Annotated in this window: 24 protein-coding genes; 10 read left to right on the forward strand and 14 right to left on the reverse strand. The window is 72.6% G+C overall.

The genetic code is table 11. The annotated features are described in order from the left end of the window. Positions 1 to 92: 92 nt before the first annotated feature. Positions 93 to 1,496, forward strand: a complete 1,404-nt coding sequence (gene tyrS / locus ACZ4QV_RS28040) for a tyrosine--tRNA ligase (RefSeq protein ID WP_361142232.1) — start codon at positions 93 to 95, stop codon at positions 1,494 to 1,496. 100 nt (positions 1,497 to 1,596) lie between these two features. Here tyrS and ACZ4QV_RS28045 read toward each other — a convergent pair whose 3' ends face one another. Beyond that, positions 1,597 to 1,875 (reverse strand): GlsB/YeaQ/YmgE family stress response membrane protein, encoded by a 279-nt coding sequence (locus ACZ4QV_RS28045; protein WP_361142235.1) that lies wholly within the window; start codon positions 1,873 to 1,875, stop codon positions 1,597 to 1,599. Between the two features lie 218 nt (positions 1,876 to 2,093). On the opposite strand from ACZ4QV_RS28045, the gene ACZ4QV_RS28050 reads away from it, so the two are divergent. After that, positions 2,094 to 2,468, forward strand: a complete 375-nt coding sequence (locus ACZ4QV_RS28050; protein WP_467763559.1) for a DUF3099 domain-containing protein — start codon at positions 2,094 to 2,096, stop codon at positions 2,466 to 2,468. A gap of 262 nt (positions 2,469 to 2,730) precedes the next feature. Further along, on the forward strand, positions 2,731 to 3,030 hold the full coding sequence (locus tag ACZ4QV_RS28055; RefSeq protein WP_361145090.1) for a hypothetical protein: 300 nt from the start codon (positions 2,731 to 2,733) through the stop codon (positions 3,028 to 3,030). A gap of 262 nt (positions 3,031 to 3,292) precedes the next feature. Here ACZ4QV_RS28055 and moaA read toward each other — a convergent pair whose 3' ends face one another. The 3 genes from moaA to ACZ4QV_RS28070 form a co-directional block, all read right to left on the reverse strand. Then, positions 3,293 to 4,282, reverse strand: coding sequence for a GTP 3',8-cyclase MoaA (gene moaA, locus ACZ4QV_RS28060; protein WP_361142241.1), 990 nt, complete (start codon positions 4,280 to 4,282; stop codon positions 3,293 to 3,295). 177 nt (positions 4,283 to 4,459) lie between these two features. Beyond that, positions 4,460 to 6,124, reverse strand: coding sequence for a solute symporter family protein (locus ACZ4QV_RS28065; protein ID WP_361142244.1), 1,665 nt, complete (start codon positions 6,122 to 6,124; stop codon positions 4,460 to 4,462). Continuing rightward, on the reverse strand, positions 6,121 to 6,468 hold the full coding sequence (locus tag ACZ4QV_RS28070; protein WP_467763560.1) for a DUF485 domain-containing protein: 348 nt from the start codon (positions 6,466 to 6,468) through the stop codon (positions 6,121 to 6,123). Before ACZ4QV_RS28070 ends, ACZ4QV_RS28065 begins: the two co-directional genes overlap by 4 nt. Positions 6,469 to 7,049: 581 nt before the next feature. Here ACZ4QV_RS28070 and ACZ4QV_RS28075 point away from each other — a divergent pair. Further along, complete coding sequence (locus ACZ4QV_RS28075; RefSeq protein WP_361142250.1) at positions 7,050 to 8,573, forward strand: S8 family peptidase; 1,524 nt, start codon at positions 7,050 to 7,052, stop codon at positions 8,571 to 8,573. Between the two features lie 78 nt (positions 8,574 to 8,651). Here ACZ4QV_RS28075 and ACZ4QV_RS28080 read toward each other — a convergent pair whose 3' ends face one another. From ACZ4QV_RS28080 to ACZ4QV_RS28090, 3 genes are all read right to left on the reverse strand, one after another. Continuing rightward, positions 8,652 to 10,205, reverse strand: coding sequence for a TIGR03086 family metal-binding protein (locus ACZ4QV_RS28080; protein ID WP_467763561.1), 1,554 nt, complete (start codon positions 10,203 to 10,205; stop codon positions 8,652 to 8,654). A gap of 91 nt (positions 10,206 to 10,296) precedes the next feature. Then, positions 10,297 to 11,004 (reverse strand): lysoplasmalogenase, encoded by a 708-nt coding sequence (locus ACZ4QV_RS28085; RefSeq protein WP_361142254.1) that lies wholly within the window; start codon positions 11,002 to 11,004, stop codon positions 10,297 to 10,299. After that, positions 11,001 to 11,957: a sterol desaturase family protein gene (locus ACZ4QV_RS28090; protein WP_361638914.1), complete on the reverse strand. Its 957-nt coding sequence runs from the start codon at positions 11,955 to 11,957 to the stop codon at positions 11,001 to 11,003. Before ACZ4QV_RS28090 ends, ACZ4QV_RS28085 begins: the two co-directional genes overlap by 4 nt. Positions 11,958 to 12,302: 345 nt before the next feature. On the opposite strand from ACZ4QV_RS28090, the gene ACZ4QV_RS28095 reads away from it, so the two are divergent. From ACZ4QV_RS28095 to ACZ4QV_RS28115, 5 genes are all read left to right on the forward strand, one after another. Beyond that, positions 12,303 to 13,334, forward strand: coding sequence for a DEDDh family exonuclease (locus ACZ4QV_RS28095; RefSeq protein ID WP_361638916.1), 1,032 nt, complete (start codon positions 12,303 to 12,305; stop codon positions 13,332 to 13,334). Between the two features lie 63 nt (positions 13,335 to 13,397). After that, positions 13,398 to 13,631, forward strand: coding sequence for a hypothetical protein (locus ACZ4QV_RS28100; protein ID WP_063726112.1), 234 nt, complete (start codon positions 13,398 to 13,400; stop codon positions 13,629 to 13,631). 48 nt (positions 13,632 to 13,679) lie between these two features. Then, a complete protein-coding gene (locus ACZ4QV_RS28105; protein WP_361638918.1) occupies positions 13,680 to 14,612 on the forward strand; it encodes an SURF1 family cytochrome oxidase biogenesis protein in 933 nt (310 codons plus the stop codon). A gap of 29 nt (positions 14,613 to 14,641) precedes the next feature. After that, positions 14,642 to 16,426, forward strand: coding sequence for a glycoside hydrolase family 15 protein (locus tag ACZ4QV_RS28110; protein ID WP_361588339.1), 1,785 nt, complete (start codon positions 14,642 to 14,644; stop codon positions 16,424 to 16,426). Between the two features lie 5 nt (positions 16,427 to 16,431). Continuing rightward, positions 16,432 to 17,187 (forward strand): SDR family oxidoreductase, encoded by a 756-nt coding sequence (locus tag ACZ4QV_RS28115; RefSeq protein WP_361638922.1) that lies wholly within the window; start codon positions 16,432 to 16,434, stop codon positions 17,185 to 17,187. Positions 17,188 to 17,588: 401 nt separating this feature from the next. On the opposite strand, the gene amaP is transcribed toward ACZ4QV_RS28115, so the two are convergent. The 5 genes from amaP to ACZ4QV_RS28140 form a co-directional block, all read right to left on the reverse strand. Then, entirely contained in the window at positions 17,589 to 18,194 is a 606-nt protein-coding gene (amaP, locus tag ACZ4QV_RS28120; RefSeq protein ID WP_361142272.1) for an alkaline shock response membrane anchor protein AmaP, read from the reverse strand. A gap of 8 nt (positions 18,195 to 18,202) precedes the next feature. Next, positions 18,203 to 18,991 carry a DUF6286 domain-containing protein gene (locus tag ACZ4QV_RS28125; RefSeq protein WP_361617217.1) on the reverse strand — a complete coding sequence of 263 codons (789 nt, stop codon included), beginning with the start codon at positions 18,989 to 18,991 and terminating at the stop codon, positions 18,203 to 18,205. Continuing rightward, the gene (locus ACZ4QV_RS28130; RefSeq protein ID WP_361142278.1) at positions 18,988 to 19,392 is read right to left on the reverse strand and encodes an Asp23/Gls24 family envelope stress response protein; all 405 of its coding nucleotides are present in this window, start codon (positions 19,390 to 19,392) and stop codon (positions 18,988 to 18,990) included. The genes ACZ4QV_RS28125 and ACZ4QV_RS28130 overlap by 4 nt, the downstream gene beginning before the upstream one ends. A 6-nt stretch (positions 19,393 to 19,398) precedes the next feature. After that, positions 19,399 to 19,596, reverse strand: coding sequence for a hypothetical protein (locus ACZ4QV_RS28135; protein WP_361142281.1), 198 nt, complete (start codon positions 19,594 to 19,596; stop codon positions 19,399 to 19,401). Between the two features lie 88 nt (positions 19,597 to 19,684). Then, positions 19,685 to 20,167 carry an Asp23/Gls24 family envelope stress response protein gene (locus ACZ4QV_RS28140; RefSeq protein ID WP_361142284.1) on the reverse strand — a complete coding sequence of 161 codons (483 nt, stop codon included), beginning with the start codon at positions 20,165 to 20,167 and terminating at the stop codon, positions 19,685 to 19,687. Between the two features lie 192 nt (positions 20,168 to 20,359). Between ACZ4QV_RS28140 and ACZ4QV_RS28145 the strand changes: the two genes are divergently transcribed. Next, complete coding sequence (locus ACZ4QV_RS28145) at positions 20,360 to 21,148, forward strand: hypothetical protein (RefSeq protein WP_361588345.1); 789 nt, start codon at positions 20,360 to 20,362, stop codon at positions 21,146 to 21,148. 24 nt (positions 21,149 to 21,172) lie between these two features. On the opposite strand, the gene ACZ4QV_RS28150 is transcribed toward ACZ4QV_RS28145, so the two are convergent. Both ACZ4QV_RS28150 and ACZ4QV_RS28155 read right to left on the reverse strand, forming a co-directional pair. Next, positions 21,173 to 21,952, reverse strand: a complete 780-nt coding sequence (locus tag ACZ4QV_RS28150; protein ID WP_361142289.1) for an enoyl-CoA hydratase/isomerase family protein — start codon at positions 21,950 to 21,952, stop codon at positions 21,173 to 21,175. Positions 21,953 to 22,073: 121 nt separating this feature from the next. Further along, positions 22,074 to 22,295: a helix-turn-helix domain-containing protein gene (locus ACZ4QV_RS28155; protein ID WP_030021347.1), complete on the reverse strand. Its 222-nt coding sequence runs from the start codon at positions 22,293 to 22,295 to the stop codon at positions 22,074 to 22,076. Positions 22,296 to 22,469 lie beyond the last annotated feature (174 nt).

Below are 22,469 nucleotides of genomic sequence, written 5' to 3' on the forward strand. Positions count from 1 at the left end.
CCCGGCCACGGGCTCCACCGGGGCCGCGCGGCGGCTCTAATAGACTCTCCCTCTGTCCTCCCGTACGGGAACACCGACCGATCAGGAACGCCATGACACGCCTCGGCGAATCCGTCGCCCGCGCCAGCTCGCTGCTCTCCGCAGACCTCTCCGCCGACGCCACCGTCGCGGAGCTGCTCAAGGAGACGGGCGAGCGGCGCTATCTCGACCTGACGGACCTGCCCGCCAAGGAACAGGCCGAGCTGATCGCCTCCCGTACCGTCGAGGTGCTGCCGGGTGTGGACCGGCTCGCCGAGCGGATCGAGGAGCGCCGCGCCGCGGGCCGGGGTCTGCACATCAAGCTGGGCATCGACCCGACCGCCACCGACGTGCACCTCGGGCACGCGGTGCCGCTGATCATCCTGAGCCGGTTCCAGCGGCTCGGGCACGACGTGACGCTGATCATCGGTGACTTCACCGCCAAGATCGGCGACCCGTCGGGCCGTACCGCCGAGCGCCCGCCGCTGACCGACGAGGACATCGCCGCCAACCTGGCCAGCTACCGCGACCAGGTCCGGCCGTTCTTCGACTTCGAGAAGGTCAGCTTCCGGCAGAACAGCGAGTGGCTGGCGCCGTACACCTTCCCCGAGCTGCTGGGCCTGCTCGCCCAGGTGCCGGTCTCGCAACTGCTCCAGCGCGAGGACTTCAGGAACCGCCTCGCGTCCGGCTCCGGGCTGACGATGACGGAGCTGCTGTACCCGGTCGCGCAGGGCCTGGACTCGGTGGCGCTGGAGTGCGACGTGGAGCTGGGCGGCGCCGACCAACTGCTCAACCTCCAGATGGGCCGCAAGCTCATGGAGCTGCGCGGGCAGCGGCCGCAGCTCGTCGTCACGATGCCGCTGATCGAGGGCACCGACGGCACCGGCGCCAAGATGTCCAAGTCCAAGGGCAACTACGTGGGGCTGAGCGCCCCCGCCGACGACGTCTTCGGCAAGATCATGTCGGTGCCGGACCGGCTGATGGAGCCGTACCTGAAGGCGTGGACGGAGTGGACGGACGAGGAGATCGCCGTCGCGCTGGGCCGGGTGGCGGACAAGACGCTGCACCCGATGGACCTGAAGAAGATCCTGGCGGGCGAGGTCGTGACGGCGCTGTACGGGCTGGAGGCGGCGATGGCCGCGCGCGCCGGGTTCGTGGCGCAGTTCTCCAAGAAGTCCTTCGCCGACGTCGGCACCCTGCCGGCGGTGGACGTCGCCGAGCACGGCGCGGAGACGGTGGCCACGGTCCTGACCAAGGTCCTGGAGTTCACGCCGAGCGCCTCGGCGGCCCGGCGGCTGGCCAAGCAGAACGCGCTGCGCCTGGTCGTGGAGGCCCCGGAGGGCCAGCAGACGCTGACGCTCGCCGAGTCCGAGGTGATCCGGCCGCTGGGCGAGGTCCTGGCCGAACAGCTCGCCGGTCTGTCCGGCGCGGCCTACCTGAAGGCCGGCCGCAAGCTGGCGCAGCTCGAAGGCCGCTAATCGTTACGGACCGGGGCGCGCGGACGAACGTTCCGCCCCCGGGTACGGCGACGGCCGGTGCGCATGCTGTGCGCACCGGCCGTTCCGCGTTCGGGGCCGGTCAGGTCGTTTCTCTCCCGTGCCCGCGGATGGCCGTCCAGAGCCGGTCGCCGATGGCGACCACCACGACCGCTCCGACCAGTTGCAGCAGGTGCCGCGTCCAGTCGATGCCCTTGGTGTCGTTCACCCCGATGCCGGTGGCCAGCCAGTTGCCCAGGACGCTGCCGAGCATGCCGAAGACCACGGTCAGCCACAGCGGGATCTGCTGCTTGCCCGGGAGGATCGCCTTGGCGATCAGGCCCAGGACCAGGCCGACGATGATTGCCCACAACCAGGTCATGTCGCCTCCTAATGCGGCGCGCGCACGTGAGCGTGCCCAGCCAGTTTCGCCCCGGACCGGCTACGCCGCACGCCGGAGCGGACCGTACGCGGGTCGGCGGTGCGGACCCGGCCACGGCGTATCGCGCCCCGGTCTCGAAGGCGGCGCAGGCGCGGCGTAACGTGGGAGCGGTGCGGAACCGGGGAGAATCCGGCACGACAAGCAGGTGGTGGAACGTGATGCGGAAGCAGACCGGCACCCAGGCCTTCCGGATCACGGGAGCGCGGCAGGGGCTGACCGAGGATGTGCGGGGCCGGCAGCGGCGCTATGTGATCTCGATGTCGCTGCGGACGGTGGCCGTCGTGCTCACCGCCGTGCTCTGGAACATCGAGCGTCACGTGGCCATCGCCACACTGGCGCTGGGCATCCTGCTGCCGTACGTCGCGGTCGTCATCGCCAACGCGGGGCGGGAGAACGTACGTTCACTGCCGTCCACCTTCATACCGGCTCCCACCCGGCCGATGCTGGGCCCCGGGAGCACCGCCGGCCCGGCGGAACCGGTCCCGGAAGCGGCCGGGCCGGAAGCGGACGGGCCGCGGCGGGAGCCGAGTTGAGCCGAGCGTGATCTGCAAAGCTCAAGAAAAGCTCAGATCAATCATGCGGTTCCGGTGCACCGGGCCCACTCTCGCGTGACATACTGCGTACGCGCTCCGCATCCCCCGTCGGAGCGACGGACCGACGCCGGGCGGCTCCCCCCGTGGCTGCCCGGCGTCGCCATGTCCGCTCCGGCGGCGACGTAGGGTTGAGGCTGTGAACTCCCCTGACGCCCCGAATTCCGCCTCCTCCGGCGATGCCGCACCACCGCACTTCCCGGGTCTGCCGGGCTTTCCCGGTCTCCCCGGCACGGCCGGCGGGGCGCCGGAAGCCGCGGCCGGAACCCCGGTCTGCTCGGCCAAGGGCTGCCGCGCCGACGCGGTGTGGGTGCTGGCCTGGAACAACCCGAAGCTGCACACGCCCGAGCGCCGCAAGACCTGGCTCGCCTGCGAGGAGCACCGCGAGCAGTTGTCCCACTTCCTCGGTCTGCGCGGGTTCCTGAAGGATGTCGTGACGCTGGAGGAGTGGGAGAAGGGCGCCGCCGACCGCCCGGCCGAGGGCGGGGACCCGGCCGACGGCTGATCGCCCGGTCGGTGCCCGGAGCTGTCGACGGCTGCCCCGGCCGGTGGCCGACTGCCGCCATTGGTCCGTCCTCTGGCACAGCCGGTACGGGCGAGGGGCTTCCGTCGGCCGGTCCGGGCCGCGATCAACCGCGGTCAGCCCGGTTTGCGTTGCGGTCAGCCCCGGTTCGGGCCTCGGTCAGTTCCGGTCCGGCCGCGGCCCTCCAGTCCGGGCCTCGGTCAGTTCCGGCCGGGACGCGGCCGGCACCCGCCCAGGGCCGCGGTCAGCCGCCGATCGCCGACATCGGGCGCGCGGGCTGGAGGAACGACGGGTCGTCCAAACCCGACCCGGCCTTCTTGCCCCACATCGCCTGCTTCCATATGCGCGCGATCTCCGCGTCCGGGGCGTCGGAGCGCAGTGCCGCCCGCAGGTCCGTCTCCTCGGTGGCGAACAGGCACGTACGGATCTGTCCGTCGGCGGTGAGCCGCGTACGGTCGCAGGCGCGGCAGAACGGGCGGGTGACGGAGGCGATGACGCCGACGCGGTGCGGGCCGCCGTCCACGGTCCAGCGCTCGGCGGGCGCCGAGCCGCGCTCCTCCTGGCCCTCGGGGGTCAGCGTGAAGCGGGTGCGCAGCGAGGCGAGGATGTCACCGGCGGTGATCATGCCCGTGCGCTTCCAGCCGTGCTGGGCGTCGAGCGGCATCTGTTCGATGAACCGCAGCTCGTAGTCGTGGGCGATCGCCCAGGCCAGCAGGTCGGGCGCCTCGTCGTCGTTGAAGCCGGGCATCAGGACGCTGTTGACCTTGACCGGGGTGAGACCGGCGGCGCGGGCCGCCTCCAGGCCGCGCAGCACGTCCTCGTGGCGCTTGCGGCGGGTCAGGGCGCGGAAGACGTCCGGGCGCAGCGTGTCGAGGGAGACGTTGACGCGGTCCAGTCCCGCGGCGCGCAGGGCCGTGGCCGTGCGCTCCAGGCCGATGCCGTTGGTGGTCAGCGACATCCGGGGGCGGTTCTCCAGGGCGGCGACGCGCTCCACGATGCCGACGAGCCCGGGGCGCAGCAGCGGCTCGCCGCCGGTGAAGCGGACCTCTTCGACGCCCAGGTCGGTCACGGCTGTACGGATCAGGCGGACGATCTCGTCGTCGGTGAGCAGGTCGGGCTTGGCGAGCCACTGCAGGCCCTCTTCCGGCATGCAGTACGTGCAGCGCAGGTTGCACCGATCGGTCAGCGATACGCGCAGGTCGGTGGCCACGCGCCCGAATGTGTCGATGAGCACTGAAGCCCCCAGCCCGAGTCCGATCAGTTCGCTTTCGAGCCTACGCGATGGGTCTGACAGCGAGCACGGGTGAGATGTCACGAGGCGGGCGCGGCGACGTCGTAGGGAGCTACGACGTCGCCCCGCCCGCCGTCGGTACGGACGTACGGATGGCTACGGACGTACGGAGCGCCGCGGTCAGTGCGCTCCGGTGCCGGTCAGGGAGCGGACCTCCAGTTCGGCGTACTTCTGCACGTCCGGCTCCTCCTTGGACAGCAGCGAGCCCAGCCAGCCGAGCAGGAAGCCCAGCGGGATGGAGATCAGGCCCGGGTTCTCCAGGGGGAAGAAGTGGAAGTCCACGCCGGGGAACATCGAGGTCGGCTTGCCGGAGACGACCGGTGAGAAGAGCACCAGCAGGACGGAGGAGGCCAGGCCGCCGTAGATGGACCACAGCGCGCCCTGGGTGGTGAACCGCTTCCAGAACAGGCTGTAGAGGATCGTCGGCAGGTTGGCGGAGGCCGCGACGGCGAAGGCGAGGGCCACCAGGCCCGCGACGTTCAGGCCGCGCGCGAAGACGCCGAGGACGATGGCGACGGCACCGATGCCGACGGTCGCCCAGCGGGCCGCGGACACCTCTTCCTTCTCGGTGGCCTGCCCCTTGCGGATGACGTTGACGTACAGGTCGTGCGCGAAGGACGAGGACGAGGCGAGGGTGAGTCCGGCGACGACGGCGAGGATGGTCGCGAAGGCCACCGCGGAGATCACCGCGAGCAGGATCGCGCCGCCGGTGGAGTCGGCGCCGCCGCCGATCTCCTGGGCGAGCAGCGGGGCGGCCGTGTTGCCCGCCTTGTTGGACGCGATGATCGTGGCGGGCTTGATCAGGGCGGCGGCGCCGAAGCCCAGCGCGATGGTCATCAGGTAGAAGACGCCGATGATGCCGATCGCCCAGTTCACCGACTTCCGGGCGGCCTTGGCGGTGGGCACGGTGTAGAAGCGGATCAGGATGTGCGGCAGTCCGGCCGTGCCCAGGACCAGGGCGATGCCCAGCGAGATGAAGTCGATCTTCGAGGTGGCGGTCACGCCGTACTTCAGGCCCGGCTCCAGGAAGGCGGCGCCCTTGCCGCTCTCCTCGGCCGCCCGGCCCAGGAGCGTGGAGATGTTGAAGTTGAACTTGAGCATCACCAGGAACGTGATGAGCAGGGTGCCCGCGATCAGCAGCACGGCCTTGACCATCTGGACCCAGGTGGTGCCCTTCATGCCGCCGATGGACACGTACAGGATCATCACGATGCCGACCAGCACGACGACCAGGATCTTGCCGGTCTCGCTGGTGATGCCGAGCAGCAGCGTGACCAGGGCGCCCGCGCCCGCCATCTGGGCGAGCAGGTAGAAGATCGAGACGATGATGGTGGAGACACCGGCGGCGGTGCGCACCGGGCGCTGGCGCATCCGGTAGGCGAGCACGTCGCCCATGGTGAACCGGCCCGAGTTGCGCAGCGGTTCGGCCACCAGCAGCAGCGCCACGAGCCAGGCGACGAGGAAGCCGATGGAGTACAGGAAACCGTCGTAACCGAAGAGGGCGATGGCTCCGGCGATGCCGAGGAAGGACGCGGCGGACATGTAGTCGCCGGAGATCGCCAGGCCGTTCTGGAAACCGCTGAACTGGCGGCCGCCCGCGTAGAAGTCCTCCGCGCCCTTGGTCTGCCGCCCGGCCCAGACGGTGATGCCCAGCGTCGCGGCGACGAAGACCGCGAACAGGGTGATGATCAGCGTCCGGTGCTCGCCCGCGCCGCCCGCGGCGAGCTGGGCGGCGCCGTCGGCGAGCCGTCCCGTGCCGGCGGTGATCCGCTCGGTCGCGCTCATGCGTCACCCTCCACCCGGGACTTGATCGCCTCGGCCTTGGGGTCCAGCTTCGCGGCGGCGTGCCGGGCGTACCACCAGGCGATGAGGAAGGTGGTCACGAACTGCGCGATGCCGAGCACGAAGGCGACGTTGACGTTGCCGAAGACCTTGGTGCCCATGAAGCCGCCCGCGTAGCTGGAGAGCAGCACGTACAGCAGGTACCAGAGGATGAAGGCGACGGTGAGCGGAAAGGCGAACGAACGGTACGAACGGCGCAGTTCGCCGAACTCCTCGCTCGCCTGGACCTCGGCGAAGTCCGGCGGCCGGTGCGGCCCCGGGCCGGTGGGCGGTGGTGCGGTGCTCACGGAATCTCCTGGTGGCGTAGGGCGGACGGCGGAGCCCGGCGGTAAAGGGTGCGTAAGTGATCCGGATCACGCATCGTAGAGGGGCAGCATCCGAAGGGACAGAGGTTGGTTGGTTGAATTCCGCAGGAAGCACGGGTGCCGGCCGCCACCGCGGCCGGGCCCGTTCGTCGGGCAGAGTGTGATGTCCACACCGCACACCGAGCCCCCGGACCCGGGCCGCCGCCCGTACGGAACCGCGCGGCTGCCCGCTCCCGTCGCCGCGCCCCCGGCCCGGCGGCGGCCCGTGCGGACGGGCACCGGGCCGTTGGTACGGCCACCGGCCGGTGCTGCCGCCGCTGAGCCTGGCGGCGCTGCGGCGCGAGTCCTGAGGCTCCGCGACCCGTTCGTGACGCCAGTGCCTGACGGGGCATCAATCCGCGGCTTGTGACAGGTTTTCTCCCTGATCCATTGATGTTCCGTGGTCGACACGGATAACTTCACGGGGACTTGCCGCGCGTGGGGGCCATTCCCCCGGACGGCGGTATGCACCTGCCCGTGCGCAATCGGCGTACGGGCGGTCTTACGGATGATGTGGAGTACCCATGGCGCATCCCCGATCCAGACGGGTGCGGGCGCTTGCCGTGCCGCTCGGTCTGGCTCTGACGGCATCCCTCGGCTTCCTGCCGGCCGCGGCCACCGCCGCGTCCCAGGACGCGGCCCCGGCGGCCGCCGCCACCGCTGACGGACCGCAGCTCTCGTACGTCGTGAACGCCACGCCGGGCCACGCCTCGGTCGGCAAGGTCACGAAGGCGATCAAGGCGGCCGGCGGCAAGGTGATCGTCGCCCACGAGAAGATAGGCGTGATCGTCGTCCACTCGGCGAACCCGCTCTTCGCGGCCACCATACGCAAGGCGCCGGGCGTGCAGTCCGCCGGCGCCACCCGTACGACCCCGCTGAAGGCGTCCGCCACCACGGACGTCGGCAAGCCCCAGAAGGTCGAGCGCCTCACCGCCGACAAGGCGGCCAAGGCGGCCCGCGTGGCCAACGCCGCGGGCGACGACAAGGAGCCGCTGGAGCCGCTCCAGTGGGACATCCCCGCGATCAAGGCCGACAAGGCCGCGAAGATCGACGAGGGCAGCAAGAAGGTCACCGTCGCGGTCATCGACACCGGTGTGGACGACACCCACCCGGACCTGAAGGCCAACTTCGCCCCCAAGCAGTCCGCGAACTGCGTGGGCGGCGTGCCGGACACCTCCCCCGGCGCCTGGCGTCCGTACGACCCGGCCGAGGACTACCACGGCACGCACGTCGCGGGCACCATCGCCGCCGCCCGTAACGGCGTGGGCGTGGCCGGTGTGGCGCCGGGCGTGAAGCTCTCCGCCATCAAGGTCAGCGAGCCGCAGACCAGCCTGTTCTACGCCGAGAGCGTGGTGTGCGCCTTCGTCTTCGCGGCCGACCACGGCGCCAAGGTGACGAACAACAGCTACTACGTCGACCCGTGGATGTTCAACTGCAAGGACGACCTGGACCAGGGCGCCATCGTGGACGCCGTCGGCCGGGCCGCCAAGTACGCCGAGGGCAAGGGCGTGGTGAACGTCGCCGCGGCCGGCAACTCCAACATGGACCTGGCGGCGGCGCAGCTGACCGACACCTCCAGCCCGAACGACTCCACGCCGGTCTCGCGGACGATCGACCCGAAGAAGTGCTGGGACGTCCCGACCCAGCTCCCGGGCACCGTCACGGTGGCCTCGACGGGCGTCAAGGGCCTGAAGTCGTACTTCTCGAACTACGGCAACGGCGTGATCGACGTGGCGGCGCCGGGCGGCGACTCCCGCCAGGTCCCGGAGCTGCCCGCCAAGCACGGCGGCATCCTGTCGACCATGCCCGGCGGTGACTACGGCTACCTCCAGGGCACCTCGATGGCCAGCCCGCACGTGGCCGGCGTCGTGGCGCTGCTGAAGAGCACCCACCCCAAGTCCAGCCCGCAGGAGATCCAGTGGCTCCTGAAGATGCAGGCTGACAACCCGGGCTGCCCGACCGCCGACAAGACGTGCACCGGTACGCAGCACGTCAACGGCCACTACGGCTACGGCATCGTGGACGCACTGGACGCGGTCCAGGACTGACGTGGCCGACGGACCGGTGAACGGTCCCGGGGCACGGGGCCGGGCGGCACTCCGCCCGGCCCCACCCCTGTTTCCGCTTCACCTGCCCAGGTAGGCGGCCAGCCGGTCCGCTCCGCTCGCTCCATCGGCCGCGGACCGCTCCGGGGCGAACGATCCGCCCTCCGTGCGCGGTGCCGCCCCGTAGATGCCACGGGCCGCCGCCAGCACCTCGTCGGCGACCTCCGGCGCCAGACCGGTCGGCGCGCCGAGCGCGCGGGCCAGGTCCCAGCCGTGCGCGAGGAGTTCCACCGCGGCCTGCTGCGCGAAGAGCGCGCCGGGCGCCTCGTAGGGACCGTACGTACGCTCCAGCATCCCGCTGCCGGTGAAGACGGCCAGCAGCCCCGCCACCGAGTCCCGGAAGGCGGCGGCGTGGTCGGCGCCCAGGTGGTCGGCGTCCTGGTCGGTGCGCGGCGTGTCCCGGGCGATCGCGGTGATCATGAGGTTCTCCCACGTCATGTGGTCGATGAGCTGCCGTACGGTCCATCCGTCGCACGGCGTGGGCCGCTCCAGCGCCTCCCCCGGTACGGCGTCGACCAGCGCGGTGACGTGTGCGGCCACCCGCTCGTACACGTACAGCGCGCGCTGCGCGTCCGGTACGGGCGGCAGGACAAGGCCGGGGCCGGGCTCGGGGTGGGCACGCAGCGCGGCGGCGGTCCAGGCGCCCGCCGCGCCCCAACGCGGTGGCTGCGGGCGGCCGGTGGCGGCGCACATCAGCCGCCAGTACCGCTCGATGTGCGGCTCGGCGGCGGCTTCCAGTTGCTCCAGCAGTGCGCGGCGCGCGCGGGCGTCGTCCCGCTCGGGCGGGTCTGCCGTACCGCCACCGGCTTGGGTCGGCAGCCAGGCGGCGACCAGCTCGGCCACGACGGGCTCCGCCGCCGGTGAGTCCGCGGCGAGACCGGCAGCGAGGGCCGCCTCGCCGCGCTCGCGCATCAGGTGGGCGACGCGCGCCGCGTCCTCGGCGGCCGTCGCGGACGGTACGGCGGGGGTCACGCGGCCGCTGTACTCGGCCAGCCGCCGCAGCGCGGCCCGCACCTCGGGGCGCTGGACGTGCCCGGCGAGGTCGATCCAGGCGCCGAGCTGCTCGGGCGCCGGGTCCTCGGGCAGGTCCGGGGCGGCGGCCAGCAGGCCGGCACGGTAGGCGGGGGCGTCCACGCCGTCCAGAGCGTCCGTGACGAACTCCTCGACGATGCGGCGCCGTTCGGCGGCGGTCAGGCGGGCCAGTCGGTGCACGTCCGGTAGCTCCTCGGCTGCGGTCCCCCGCGCGGCCACCGCCAGCAGAACGGCGCGTCGCAGCCGCAGGGCGCGGATCTGCGCGTCCAGCGCGTCCGCCCAGTGCCGGGCGGTGTCGGCGACGGTGCGTTCGCTGTGCAGGACGGCGCGGATCTCCGCGGTGCCGATGCCGAGTTCGCGCAGGGTGCGCACGGTCTCCAGGCGGGCGGGCGCGTCGGGGCCGTACAGCCGGTAGCCCGCGGGGGTACGGGCGGCGGGCGGCAGCAGGCCCTCGTCGGACCAGCGCCGGACCGTCTTCACCGTGACTCCGGTGAGCCGGGCCAGCGCGCCGATCGTCAGCAGGCCGTCGCCGTCCTCGTTCATGCCGTCCACTGTCGGGTCTCCCCCGGTGGGAGACTCAAGTCCGCGGCCGTCGTCGCAGGTCAGGACGGAAGCCGGTATGGGCCGGGCCGGCTCAGGCAGGGGTACTACGCACCTCACCGTACGTCTGCGGGGCACCCGCGTCCCCGGTCCGCTCCCCTGCCGTGTACGTCCGCCGTACGCCGTCGGCCAGCGCGTACTGAGCCGCCGCGTAGGTCAGCATCACCCAGAACTGGGCGGCGGGCGGCTGCCGCCAATGGGCCAGACCGGTGGCGAGCAGCGAGTCGGAGAGCAGGAAGAGCAGCCCGCCGAGCGCGGCCCGCGGCCCGAGCCGCAGGGCACTGAAGGCCGTCGCGGTGAGCAGCAGGCTGTACGCGGCGACCGGCAGCCGCATGTCCGCCGCCAGGCCGGGCCACAGCAGGGCGACGAAGCCGAGCCAGGCGGCCGCGTAGCAGGCGGCGAGCGGTCCGGAGCGCCGGAGCCCGCCCGGGAAGGCGCCGCGCCGGGTGAGGAGGACCAGGTAGCAGACGTGTCCGGCGGCGAAGGAGCCCATGCCGACGAGGAACAGCCCGTCGTCGCCGGTCTGGAGGAGGGTGTCACCGCCGCAGCCGAAGAGCAGCGCGACGGCGAGCAGCCGGGGCGCTCCGGCGGCCAGCACGTACCCGGCCAGTACCGGCATCAGGGCCGGTTTGGTCAGATGGACGACGGTGGTGGTTCCGGCGAGCAGTGCACCGAGGTGGACGGCGGTCAGCACGGCGAAAGCTCCGAGCAGGACCCGCGCGGTGCGCGCGGCGGTCGTCACGCTACGGGCTCCTTCGTGGCGCCGGTGGGCTCGGTGGTCCCGGGGGCTCCGGCCCTCTCGGGGGTCCCGGTCTTCTCGGTGGCCTTGCCGGTGGCCTTCTCGGGGGTCTTGCCGGCCACGGACCCCGCCGGCTGCCACCCCGGCCCCCGGAACACCCGCCCGGCCCGCTCGCTCCAGCTACCCGCCGCCCGGACGTCGCGCGCGATGGCCGCGTACTCGTGGGTGGCGACGCGCAGCGGGTTGAAGGTGTGGATGTTCTTGGTGAGGCCGTACACGGGGCGGTCCGTCTCCGGTACGAACGAGCCGAACATCCGGTCCCAGATGATGAGGATGCCGCCGAAGTTGCGGTCCAGGTAGCCGCCCTGCGAGGCGTGGTGCACCCGGTGGTGCGAGGGCGTGTTCAGGACGTACTCGAAGGGCCTGGGCAGCTTGCCGACGCGCTCGGTGTGCACCCAGAACTGGTAGACGAGGTTGGCGCCCGAGCAGAACGCGACCGCGGCCGGGTGCACGCCGAGCACGATCATCGGCAGGTAGAACGGCCAGACCGTCCAGGTCGTCCAGGGCTGGCGCAGCGCGGTGGTGAAGTTGAACTTCTCGCTGGAGTGGTGCACGACGTGGCACGCCCACAGGACGCGGACGACGTGGTGGCCGCGGTGCGACCAGTAGTAGAAGAAGTCCTGGACGAGCAGCATCAGCGGCAGCGTCCACCACAGGACGGGCACGCGCAGCGGCGTCAGCGTGTAGACGGCCGAGTAGACGGCGACGATCGGGATCTTCCACAGCGCGTCGAAGACCAGGCTCCCCAGTCCCATGCCGACGCTCGTCGCCGCGTCCTTGGCCTCGTACCCGGCGGCGTCCTCGTCGGGATGGAGGCGGTAGCTCACCATCTCCACCACGGTGAGGACGACGAAAGCGGGCACGGACCACAGCACGACATCGGGCAGGTGCGGCATGTCGGCACCATAAAGGCGTCGACGGGGCCCCCGCTAGGGGTTGTTACCGAGAAGTATGTAAGAAGGAGTGTCAGCTACGGGCACCATCAGGACCGTACCCCTCCCCTCCCGAACCGGACCTTTGTGACGTAACGCCACAGGAGGGGCCCGGTTGGCCGAGCCACACGGGAGAGGGCCGCGCGCCGTCGCATCGCCGCGTCCCTCGATCGGGGCCCAACCGGCGGCCGGCGGCGCACCGTTCGCGTCCGTCCGCGCACGCCCGTACGGACGCGGACGGTACCGGAGCGCCGGACGGTACGGGGAGGGCGGTGGCGCTGTCAGTGGGGGCCCGTATCCTCAGTGACCATGCTCGAAGACCGTATGGCAGCAGCCCGCCCGATCACCCCGGCGATCGGGCAGCAGCCGTCCCCTCCGGAGGCGGCCGCCTCCTGGCCGGCCGCGTATCCCCAGGGGTACGCGGTCGTCGACGTGGAGACCACCGGCCTGGCCCGCGACGACCGGATAGTCTCCGCCGCCGTGTACCGCCTCGACGTCCACGGCGAGGTCGAGGACCACTGGTACACCCTCGTCAACCCGGAGCGGGACCCGGGCCCGGTCTGGATCCACGGTCTGACGAGCGACATGCTCGCCGCCGCGCCGCTCTTCCCGGAGATCGTCCCCGAGCTGTCGAAGCGGCTGGAAGGGCGCGTCCTGGTCGCCCACAACGCGATGTTCGACTGGTCGATGATCGCCCGCGAGTACGCCCGCGCCGAGGCCGAGGCGCCCGTACGGCAGCGACTGTGCACGATCGCGCTCTCCAAGGAGCTGCGGCTGCCGCTGCCCAACCACAAGCTGGAGTCCCTCGCCGCGCACTACGGCGTCACCCAGCAGCACGCCCACCACGCGCTCGACGACGCCCGGGTGCTGGCGGAGGCGTTCCGGCCCAGTCTGCGGCTGGCCGCCCAGGCCAATCTGCGCCTGCCGCTGCTGGCCTGCCAGCCGCTCACCGAGTGGGCGGACGGCCCGGCGGCGCCCCGGCAGCGGCCGGCCGCGGCCGCCTACCGGCCCACCAGCTGGCGCCCGTCGCGCAAGCGGCCCGCCTGCCCGTACCCGAACCCCGGACGGTACGAGCCGGGTGCCCGGCTGGTGCAGGGGATGCGGGTGGCGTTCTCCGGTGACACCTCCGTCGACCGCGAGCTGCTGGAGGACCGCGCGATCGAGGCCGGACTGCACGTGGCCACCAGCGTCTCCCGGCTGACCAGCCTGCTGGTCACCAACGACCCGGAGGCCCGGACCTCCAAGACCGCCAAGGCCGCCTCCTTCGGCACGCCGGTGATCGACGAGGCGGCCTTCATGCAGCTCCTCCAGGACGTGGCCCCGGCGCCTGCGTCCGGGTGAAGCCCCACAACACACCTGCCGCAGGCTCGCCCCGCCGCCCGCCGCACCCGCACGCTGTGGCGCATGGCACGTTGTGAGGTCTGCGGAAACGAATACGGCATGACGTTCGAGGTGCACGCGCAGGGCGCGGTGCACGTCTTCGACTGCTTCTCCTGCGCCATCCACCGCATGGCGCCGATCTGCGAGCACTGCCGGTGCCAGATCATCGGCCAGGGCGTGGAGGCCGCCGGGCGCTGGTTCTGCGGCGCCCACTGCGCCCGCGCCGAGGGGCAGGCGGGCATCGTCGACCGGGTCTGACGGACCCCGGCGGCGGGGTGCCGGATGCCTCGGTCGTACCCTCGTGGGGTGTACCGCTTCCTGTTGTCCCGGCAGTGGGTGATCCTCACCCTCGTGGGCCTCGTCCTGATCCCCGTCATGATCAAGCTGGGGTTCTGGCAGTACCACCGCCATGAACACCGGGTCGCGCAGAACCAGCTCATCGCGGACAACCTGCACGCCGCCCCGGTACCGGTCACCGACCTGACCGCCCCCGGCCGGACGCTGCCCCGCGACGACATGTGGCGCCGGGTCACCGCCTCCGGCACGTACGACACCCGGCACGAGGTCGTGGTCCGCCAGCGCACCGCCGCCGACGAGAAGACCATCGGCTACTACGTACTGACGCCACTCGTCCTGGACCAGGGATCGCGCAAGGGCAGCACCGTCCTGGTCAACCGCGGCTGGATCGCCGCGGGCAACGACCTCACCCGCTTCCCCGACGTCCCCGCCGCACCCAAGGGCCGGGTCACCGTCACCGGCCGGATGATGGCGGACGAGACCACCGAAGGCAGCGGCATCAAGGACAAGCGCGGCCTGCCCGACCGCCAGGTCATGCTGATCAACAGCGCGCAACAGGCCGAAACCCTGCACCGGCCGGTCCTCGGCGGTTACATCGAGCAGACCGCGCCGGACCCGCCCGGCGGCACGCCCGAGCTGGTGCCCGAGCCGGACCACGACAGCATCGGCCCGCACATGGCCTACGCGGTCCAGTGGTGGCTGTTCGCCGCGGCCGTGCCCGTCGGCTGGTTCGTCCTGGCCCGTCGGGAGCGCAAGGACCGGCTCGCCGCCGCCGCGAACGGCGCCGAAGCCGCGGGAGACGGCGGTGCAGGCGATGACGGCGACGGCGACGGCGACGGCGACGGCAAGGACGACAGCAAAGGCACCGGCACCGCCGCATCCCGCACCGCCGAATCCGCACCCCCCGAGCCGTTGAGCCGTACAGTCGCCAGCACCGACTAGCCACCGGCAGCCGACGGAAGGGACGCCGCGTGCACGCACCCATCGAGGACTACGCGCTCATCGGCGACCTGCAGACCGCCGCCCTGGTCGGCCGGAACGGCTCCGTCGACTGGCTGTGCCTGCCGCACTTCGACTCCGCCGCCTGCTTCGCCGCGCTCCTCGGCGACCAGGAGAACGGACACTGGCTGCTCGCCCCCACCGACCCCGACGCGCGGGCCGAACGCTCCTACCGGGGCGACTCCCTCGTCCTGGACACCGTCTGGCACACCCCCACCGGCTCGGTGAAGGTCACCGACTTCATGCCGCAGCGCGACCACGCGCCCGACGTCGTGCGCCTCGTGGAGGGCTTGGAGGGCGACGTCCCCATGCAGGGGGTGCTGCGGCTGCGCTTCGACTACGGGCTGGTCGTGCCCTGGGTGCGGCATGTCGGCCGGTGCCGGGTCGCGGTGGCCGGGCCGGACTCCGCGTGGCTGCGCACCGAGCCGGAGGTCAAGACGTACGGGCAGGGGCTCAGCACCCGCTCGGACTTCGGCGTCACCGCCGGCGAGCGGGTGGCGTTCATCCTGACCTGGCACCCCTCGCACGAGCCGCGCCCGGCCGGGATCGATCCGTACGAGGCGCTGGAGCACACCCTGGAGGACTGGCGGGCGTGGGCGGCGCGCTGCCGCTACGACGGTCCGTACCGGGCCGAGGTACTGCGCTCCCTGATCACGCTCAAGGCCCTGACCTTCGCGCCCACCGGCGGCATCGTCGCGGCGCCCACCACCTCGCTGCCCGAGGAGCTGGGCGGCGTACGCAACTGGGACTACCGCTTCTGCTGGCTGCGCGATGCCACCCTGACCCTCAACTCGCTGGTCACCGCCGGGTACACCGAGGAGGCGTCGGCCTGGCGGGACTGGCTGCTGCGCGCGGTGGCGGGCAACCCGGCCGACCTCCAGATCATGTACGGCCTGGGCGGCGAGCGGCGGCTGCCGGAGACCGAGCTGCCCTGGCTCGGCGGTTACGCCGGCTCCACGCCCGTACGCATCGGCAACGCCGCCGTCGAACAGCGGCAGCTCGACGTGTACGGCGGGGTGCTGGACTCCTTCCACATCGCGCGCGTCGCCGGGCTGCCGTCCAAGCCGCACGCCTGGAACATCCAGCGCTCGCTGCTGGACTTCCTGGAGTCCCACTGGCGTGAACCGGACGAGGGGCTGTGGGAGGTCCGCGGGCCCCGTCGGCACTTCGTGCACTCCAAGATCATGGCGTGGGTCGCCGCCGACCGCGCCGTCCGGGCCGTCGAGGCCCGCCCCGAGCTGGAGGGCGACGTCGACCGCTGGCGCGCGATGCGCGACGAGGTGCACCGCGAGGTGTGCGAGAAGGGGTACGACCCGGAGCGCAACACCTTCACCCAGTCCTACGGCTCGGACCTGCTGGACGCGGCGACGCTGCTGATCCCGCGCCTCGGCTTCCTGCCCGCCGACGACCCGCGGGTCGTCGGCACGGTCGACGCGGTCCGCGAGGAGCTGGCGCACGGCGGTCTGATACGGCGTTACAGCACCGACGCCACCGGCGTGGACGGGCTGCCGGGCGACGAGGGCACCTTCCTCGTCTGCTCGTTCTGGCTGGCCGAGGCCCTGCACCTGACCGGGCGGCGGGAGGAGGCGCGGGAGCTGTTCGACCGGCTGCTGCGGCTGCCCAACGACCTGGGGCTGCTGGCCGAGGAGTACGACCCGGTCGCCGGCCGCCAGTTGGGCAACTTCCCCCAGGCGTTCAGCCACATCGGCCTCATCAGCACCGCCTTCACCATGTTCGGGTGCGACGGGGCAGACTGACCCCCATGGATCTAGGACTCACCGACCGGACCTACATCGTCACCGGCGCCACCCGCGGCCTCGGCTTCGCCACCGCGCGGGAACTGGTCGCCGACGGCGCCAACGTCGTCCTCAGCGGCCGCAGCGAGGAGAGCGCCCGGGCCGCCGCGGCCTCGCTCGGCGAGCGCGCGCACGGCGTCGCCGCCGACAACGCCGACCCGGACGCCGCCGCGCGCCTGGTCGACACGGCCCGCGAGCGCTTCGGCCGCCTCGACGGCATCCTCGTCAGCGTCGGCGGCCCGCCCCCGGGAGCGCCCACCGGCAACACCGACGACCAGTGGCAGGCCGCCTTCGAGTCGGTCTTCCTCGGCGCGGTACGGCTCGCCCGCACGGCGTCCGCCGCACTCGGCGACGGCGGCGCCATCGGCTTCGTCCTCTCCGGCTCGGTCCACGAGCCCATCGACGGCCTGGCCATCTCCAACGGCCTGCGCCCCGGTCTCGCGGGCTACGCCAAGGCCCTCGCCGGCGAACTGGGCCCGCGCGGCATCCGCGTCTTCGGCGTCCTGCCGGGCCGCATCGCCACCGACCGGATGACCCAACTGGACGCCCTGTCCGGCGCCCCGGAGGAGTCCCGCGCCCGCAACAGCGCCTCCATCCCCCTGCGCCGCTACGGCGAACCGGAGGAGTTCGGCCGCACCGCAGCGTTCCTGCTGTCGCCTGCGGCGTCGTACGTCACCGGGGTGATGATGCCGGTGGACGGCGGGGCTCGGCGGGGGTTCTGAGAGGGCGGAGAGCTGCGGGGCCGGGCCGGCGACGGCGCGTACCTTCTGGGGATCACGCGCATCGGCCTCTGGAGTTACCGGACCGTCATGGTCCGGTGTGGCGGCGGCACGCGGGAAGCACCTCCCGAACCGAATTCGACATGCCGGTCTTTCGGCCCCCGCACAGCCTCGGAGGAGCAGGAGGCAGGGCGCAGGCCCCGGCCGCCGCGGTCCTGTCGGCCTTCCCTGCCCCGCGGGGAGGCATCCCGCCAACCGGGTCTCCGGCCGGGGCCTCACGCCGTACTTCGAGAGCTGGCTCCACGGGAGTCCACGCCGCCGCTGCCCGGACACCCGGACTGGAAGGAAGCCGGACAGAACGGATTGGGAGCAATCCCGGAAGCCACCGCTCCCGTACGCCCCCGTCAACTCACCCGCTCAGCCCGGTGCTTGACCGCCCGCAGCCGTACCTCGGCGGGCAGTCGTTCCAGGCCGGCCGAGGTGCGGGCGTGGGCGATCGCCTCTGCGGAGAGGCGGGCGATCACGGCGCAGGGGTTCGCGTGCGGGGCGAGGGCCAGGCCGGCTCGTACGCGGGGTTCGGTGCGGCGGCCGGTGAGGTGGACGCGGGCCCGGTCGACCCCGTCCAGCGACTCGGACTCGGCCGTCAGGACGTTCTCCATCGCGCGGCCGCGCAGTTGGGCGCCCTCGCCGTCGCCGCTGTCCACGAGGATCTCGCGCAGCCGGTGCCGCCGGAACTGGGACAGCAGCCACCACAGCGCCAGCAGGACGAGCACGGCCAGCGCCGCGATGACCACCGGCCACCACCAGCCGCTGTCCGTCCAGCGCGTCCGGTCCGAGTCGCGCAGCAGCACCTCGTCGGGCCGGGACCAGCGTCCGCCGGTCGGCATGTCGAAGCCGGCCTTGCGCGGCAGGTCGAAGCCGCCGAGCAGCACCGTGCCGCCGACGCCGATCAGGACCAGGCCCGTCAGGGCCAGCAGCACCCGGTTGACCGTTCGCAGGACCTTGCGCATCGCCGTGCTCACCTCTTCGCCGACCGGCGTACCCGTACGGACAGCGCGGGACGCCGGGCGAGGCCCAACTGCCGCAGCCCGTCGCCGAGCGCCGTGTTCAGGTCGCTCCGTACCTCGTCCAGTTCGCGGAAGTGCGAGACCGCGCGTGCCTTGGCCCTGCGGCGGCCGACGGCGACCCGCACGGACTGCACGCCCGGCACCTCCATGGCCCGGTCGCGCAGCACCAGCGCGGCCGCGGCGCGGTCCAGGCCGCCGCGTACGTCCGGTGTCGTACGCCGCATCGGCAGGACGCCGCGCAGGCCGGGCGTGAGCGCGAGCACCAGCAGCCAGATGCCGAGGGCCACGGCCACCGCGGCGCCCGCGAGGACCCAGACGTCGTCCAGGTGACGGGTAGCCAGTTCGGTGGCGAGGCGCTTGCGCCAGGCCATCGCGGGGCGGTCGGCGCGTACCGCGGCCACGTCGTACAGCAGCAGTCCGGCGGCGCCGAGCACGACGAGCGCGACCAGCGTGGACGGTACGCGCCTGGCCGCCCAGAAGCGCCGGGCCCGGCCGCCGCCGTCGGTCTCCTCGCGGGGAGGCCGGCCGGTGTCCGCCGGGCCGGTGTGCCCGGGGCCGTCCGGAGGGCCGGAGCCACCCCGGCCGTCCGGGTTGTCCGGACTGTTCGGAGTACCGGAGCCGTTCCGGCCGGAAGATGCGCCGGAGCCGTCCGAGCCGGACGGAACCGCCGTCGCGCCCGCCGACTTGTCGAGGGTGGGAAGCCGCTGGGTGTTCCGCAGATCGGGATCGTCGTCGTTCATCGCACCCTCCCCCGGCCGTCGCGCTCCGTCTGGGGCGCGTGCAGCCGCTCGACCTGGACGGTGACCTCGGGCACCGTCATGCCGGCCAGGTCGCGGACCCGCTGGGTGACCTGCCGTCGTACGGCGCCGCACTGGGCACCGATGTCGGAGGGGTAGCCCAGTTCGACGGCGACCCGTACCCGGGCCTCGCCGAAGTCCCGCCGCCCTTCGCGCCGGCGCACCGTCACCGACGCGTGGGCGTCGGTGTGTGCCGTGGACGCGTCGCGCAGGGCCTCGCGGGCGGCCTGCGCGGCGATCTTGGCCACGACCCGGTCCGCGATCCTCGTGGCACCCCGTTCACCGGCCGGTACGGCCGGCTGGGCGGCGCCGGGTGCCGCGGCCGCGGGAGACACGGTCGCCACCGGGCGTCACCTCCGCCGGTCGTCGCGGTCGCCCGTACGGGGCCGGAAGAACTCCCCGGCCTCCAGATCGCCGTCCACGAACTTCCCGACGATGAATCCGATGGCGCCCAGCGCCGCCACCAGTACAAAGGCACCGAAACCGCCGAAGTATCCGGCGAAGCCCAGCGCCATTCCGGCCAACAGACCGACCACGGCCATGTTCATCTACGCGCTTCCCTTCGCTACCACCCCGGCCGGGCCCTGCGGAGCGGAGCCCCGGCGCTGTCTCTGTCGCAACGGCAACCGGCCCGCCCTACTGGAGGCGCGGCTCCTCGTCGTCCTCGTCCTCCTCGTCGTCGGGCAGTTTCACGTCGCTCACCGCGATGTTGACCTCGACGACCTCCAGGCCCGTCATCCGCTCCACGGCGGAGATGACGTTCTCCCGTACGGCCCGCGCGAGGTCCGCGATGGAGACGCCGTACTCGACCACGATCTCCAGGTCCAACGCGGTCTGCACCTCGCCGACCTCGGCCTTCACGCCGCGGGTCACCGACTTGCTGCCGCCGGGCACCCGGTCGCGCACCGCGCCGAGCGTGCGGGCGAAGCCGCTGCCCATCGCGTGTACGCCCAGCACGTCGCGGGCCGCCATCCCGGCGATCTTCTCCACGACACCGTCGGCGATGGTGGTACGCCCGCGGGTCGCGGGGTCGCCGCCGCCCCGCTTGGCTCCCAGCGTCTTGCCCTGCGAGTCGCCGGTCCGCGGCTCGGGCCGGTTACCTTGTGCGCTCTCGGTCATCGCCGATCGTCCCTTTCCGAGGGGTCGGAGCTGCAAGCCGCTCCGCTTTCCACAGTAAGTCGGCTTCCCCCGGCCCGCTGCGGGGATGCGGCAGGCGGGTGGTTCGGTTACCGCCATTCGGGTACCTGGCCCTGCCGCCCGGCCGGGTGTGCGGCAAGGTGGGAGGACTGTTCGGGAAAGAGGTGACGGCCGGTGGCCGGTGACCAGTTGGTGACGGCGGTACGGCGGCAGCTCGGACTCGGCCGGCTGCTGCCGCTGGGCGGCCCGGCGGACGGGGCGTGGATCGCCGAACGGGCGGCCGCCGGGGTGCTGCGGCAGGCGGGTGACGCGCTGCCGGGACTGCGGGTCGGTACGCTCCGGCTGTCCTTGGCGGACCCGGACGCCGCGCCGGAAGCGGCGGTCCCGTCGCCGCCGAGCGCCCTGCCGCCGGGGCCGCTGCTGATCGAGGCGGACGTCGCGGCCACGGCCGGACGCCCGGTTCCGGCCTCCGCGGACCTGCTGCGGGAAGCGCTGCTGACGTGTGCGGCGGAGCGGCTGGGCCTGGAGGTGTCCGTCGTCGATGTGCGGGTCACGGACCTGCTCGACGCGGACGGGACAAAGACAGAAAAAGGGGAAAAGGCGGAAAAGGGGGAAGGGGAAGCGGGCGGCGGCCAGGGCGACGACGCTTTGCCCGGCGGCGCACCGGGCGGGGGCGGAGCCACTGCCGGCGATGCCGGTCCCCTGGAAGCGGCCGTGCTGCGTGTCCCGGGGGCCGTGCGGCTCGTACCGGCCCTGGGGGCGCTGTCCCGGCCGGTGCGCGAGGAGGACGGGCACGTACTCGTCCAACTGGCCGTCGCGCCCGACCGGCGGACGCTGGACGTGGCGAAGGACGTACGCGCCGCGGTCGGGAAGGCGGCGGACGCCGGGCAGCCGCCGGACGACGGCAGGCGGCCCACCGTCGCGGTGCTCGTCGCCGCCCTCGAACCGCCCGCCGCTTCCTGAGATCCCGCGCCGCGCGGTGCGCGGCTACTCGCCCAGGCCCGCCAGGTCCCGCAGCCGGCGTGCCTGTGCGGCGCGTTCGGCGGCCCGCTGCTCCTCGTACGTACGGGAGGCGGCGCCCATCAGCAGGGCCTTGGTCTCGATGACGGCGTCCCGCGGCGCGGCGACGAGGGCCCCCGCCAGGTCCGTGACAGCTCCGTCCAGGTCGGCGGCGGGCACCACGAGGTTGGCCAGGCCGATTCGTTCGGCCTCGTCGGCGTGGACGAAGCGGCCGGTGGCGCAGATCTCCAGCGCGCGGGCGTAGCCGACCAGGGCGACCAAGGGGTGGGTGCCGGTCAGGTCCGGCACCAGTCCGAGGCTGGTCTCCCGCATGGCGAACTGCGCGTCGTCGGCGCACACCCGCAGGTCGCAGGCGAGCGCGAGCTGGAAGCCGGCACCGATCGCATGGCCCTGGACAGCGGCGATGGACACCACGTCGTTCCGCCGCCACCAGGTGAACGCTTCCTGGTACTCGGCGATGATGGCGTCCAGTTCGCTGTCCGGGCCGCGTGCCATGTCGAGGAACGACGGCTCGCCGTCGAAACCTTCGGGCGTGAACGCCTGCCGGTCCAGGCCGGCGGAGAAGGACTTGCCCTCGCCGCGCAGCACCACGATCCGGACGTCTCCCGGTACCAGTGATCCGGCCTCGGCCAGCGCCCGCCACATGGCGGGCGACTGCGCGTTGCGTTTGGCCGGTCCGGCGAGGGTCACCGTGGCGATCACGTCGTCCACGGTGAGCCGCACACCGTCCTTGTCGAGCAGGGTCATGGAGCGCCTCCGAGTCAGTCAGCCGACCGCACGTGCGTGCTTAAGTGACTGAACAGTAACCACCCGGTCGCCTGCTCGACCGACCGGGTGGCACCGTAGCTCCCGGAGCGGAACGCCTCGGTCAGGCCGAGGCGGCCTTCTTGCCCCTGGTGGCTCCGCCACGACCACGCAGGGTCACACCGGATTCGCTGAGCATCCGGTGCACGAACCCGTAGGAGCGGCCGGTCTCTTCGGCCAGCGCCCGGATGCTCGCTCCGGAGTCGTACTTCTTCTTCAGGTCTGCCGCGAGCTTCTCGCGCGCGGCGCCGGTCACCCGGCTGCCCTTCTTCAGAGTCTCGGCCACCCGTGCCTCCTCGTGGGAAGTGCGCTCTGGACTCTCATGATCACCCCTTCCCGCCTTCCTGGCCACCCATTCAGCAAGGTCCGTGGCACATCGTTTGGCGCTGGAGGCGCCGTATTGACTCTTGGAATTAGGGGTTCCGTTAGGAATTCCACCGCTCCGACCATGGGTTTCCTC

The organism is Streptomyces sp. NPDC026394, assembly GCF_055567735.1.

What these genes read in the sequence shown, in the direction of transcription:
- tyrS (WP_361142232.1), top strand. Translation starts at nt 93, where the DNA reads ATGACACGCCTCGGCGAATCCGTCGCCCGCGCCAGCTCGCTGCTCTCC.
- ACZ4QV_RS28045 (WP_361142235.1), bottom strand. Translation starts at nt 1,875, where the DNA reads ATGACCTGGTTGTGGGCAATCATCGTCGGCCTGGTCCTGGGCCTGATC.
- ACZ4QV_RS28050 (WP_467763559.1), top strand. Translation starts at nt 2,094, where the DNA reads ATGCGGAAGCAGACCGGCACCCAGGCCTTCCGGATCACGGGAGCGCGG.
- ACZ4QV_RS28065 (WP_361142244.1), bottom strand. Translation starts at nt 6,124, where the DNA reads ATGAGCGCGACCGAGCGGATCACCGCCGGCACGGGACGGCTCGCCGAC.
- ACZ4QV_RS28075 (WP_361142250.1), top strand. Translation starts at nt 7,050, where the DNA reads ATGGCGCATCCCCGATCCAGACGGGTGCGGGCGCTTGCCGTGCCGCTC.
- ACZ4QV_RS28080 (WP_467763561.1), bottom strand. Translation starts at nt 10,205, where the DNA reads ATGAACGAGGACGGCGACGGCCTGCTGACGATCGGCGCGCTGGCCCGG.
- ACZ4QV_RS28090 (WP_361638914.1), bottom strand. Translation starts at nt 11,957, where the DNA reads ATGCCGCACCTGCCCGATGTCGTGCTGTGGTCCGTGCCCGCTTTCGTC.
- ACZ4QV_RS28095 (WP_361638916.1), top strand. Translation starts at nt 12,303, where the DNA reads ATGCTCGAAGACCGTATGGCAGCAGCCCGCCCGATCACCCCGGCGATC.
- ACZ4QV_RS28100 (WP_063726112.1), top strand. Translation starts at nt 13,398, where the DNA reads ATGGCACGTTGTGAGGTCTGCGGAAACGAATACGGCATGACGTTCGAG.
- ACZ4QV_RS28115 (WP_361638922.1), top strand. Translation starts at nt 16,432, where the DNA reads ATGGATCTAGGACTCACCGACCGGACCTACATCGTCACCGGCGCCACC.
- amaP (WP_361142272.1), bottom strand. Translation starts at nt 18,194, where the DNA reads ATGCGCAAGGTCCTGCGAACGGTCAACCGGGTGCTGCTGGCCCTGACG.
- ACZ4QV_RS28125 (WP_361617217.1), bottom strand. Translation starts at nt 18,991, where the DNA reads ATGAACGACGACGATCCCGATCTGCGGAACACCCAGCGGCTTCCCACC.
- ACZ4QV_RS28135 (WP_361142281.1), bottom strand. Translation starts at nt 19,596, where the DNA reads ATGAACATGGCCGTGGTCGGTCTGTTGGCCGGAATGGCGCTGGGCTTC.
- ACZ4QV_RS28140 (WP_361142284.1), bottom strand. Translation starts at nt 20,167, where the DNA reads ATGACCGAGAGCGCACAAGGTAACCGGCCCGAGCCGCGGACCGGCGAC.
- ACZ4QV_RS28150 (WP_361142289.1), bottom strand. Translation starts at nt 21,952, where the DNA reads ATGACCCTGCTCGACAAGGACGGTGTGCGGCTCACCGTGGACGACGTG.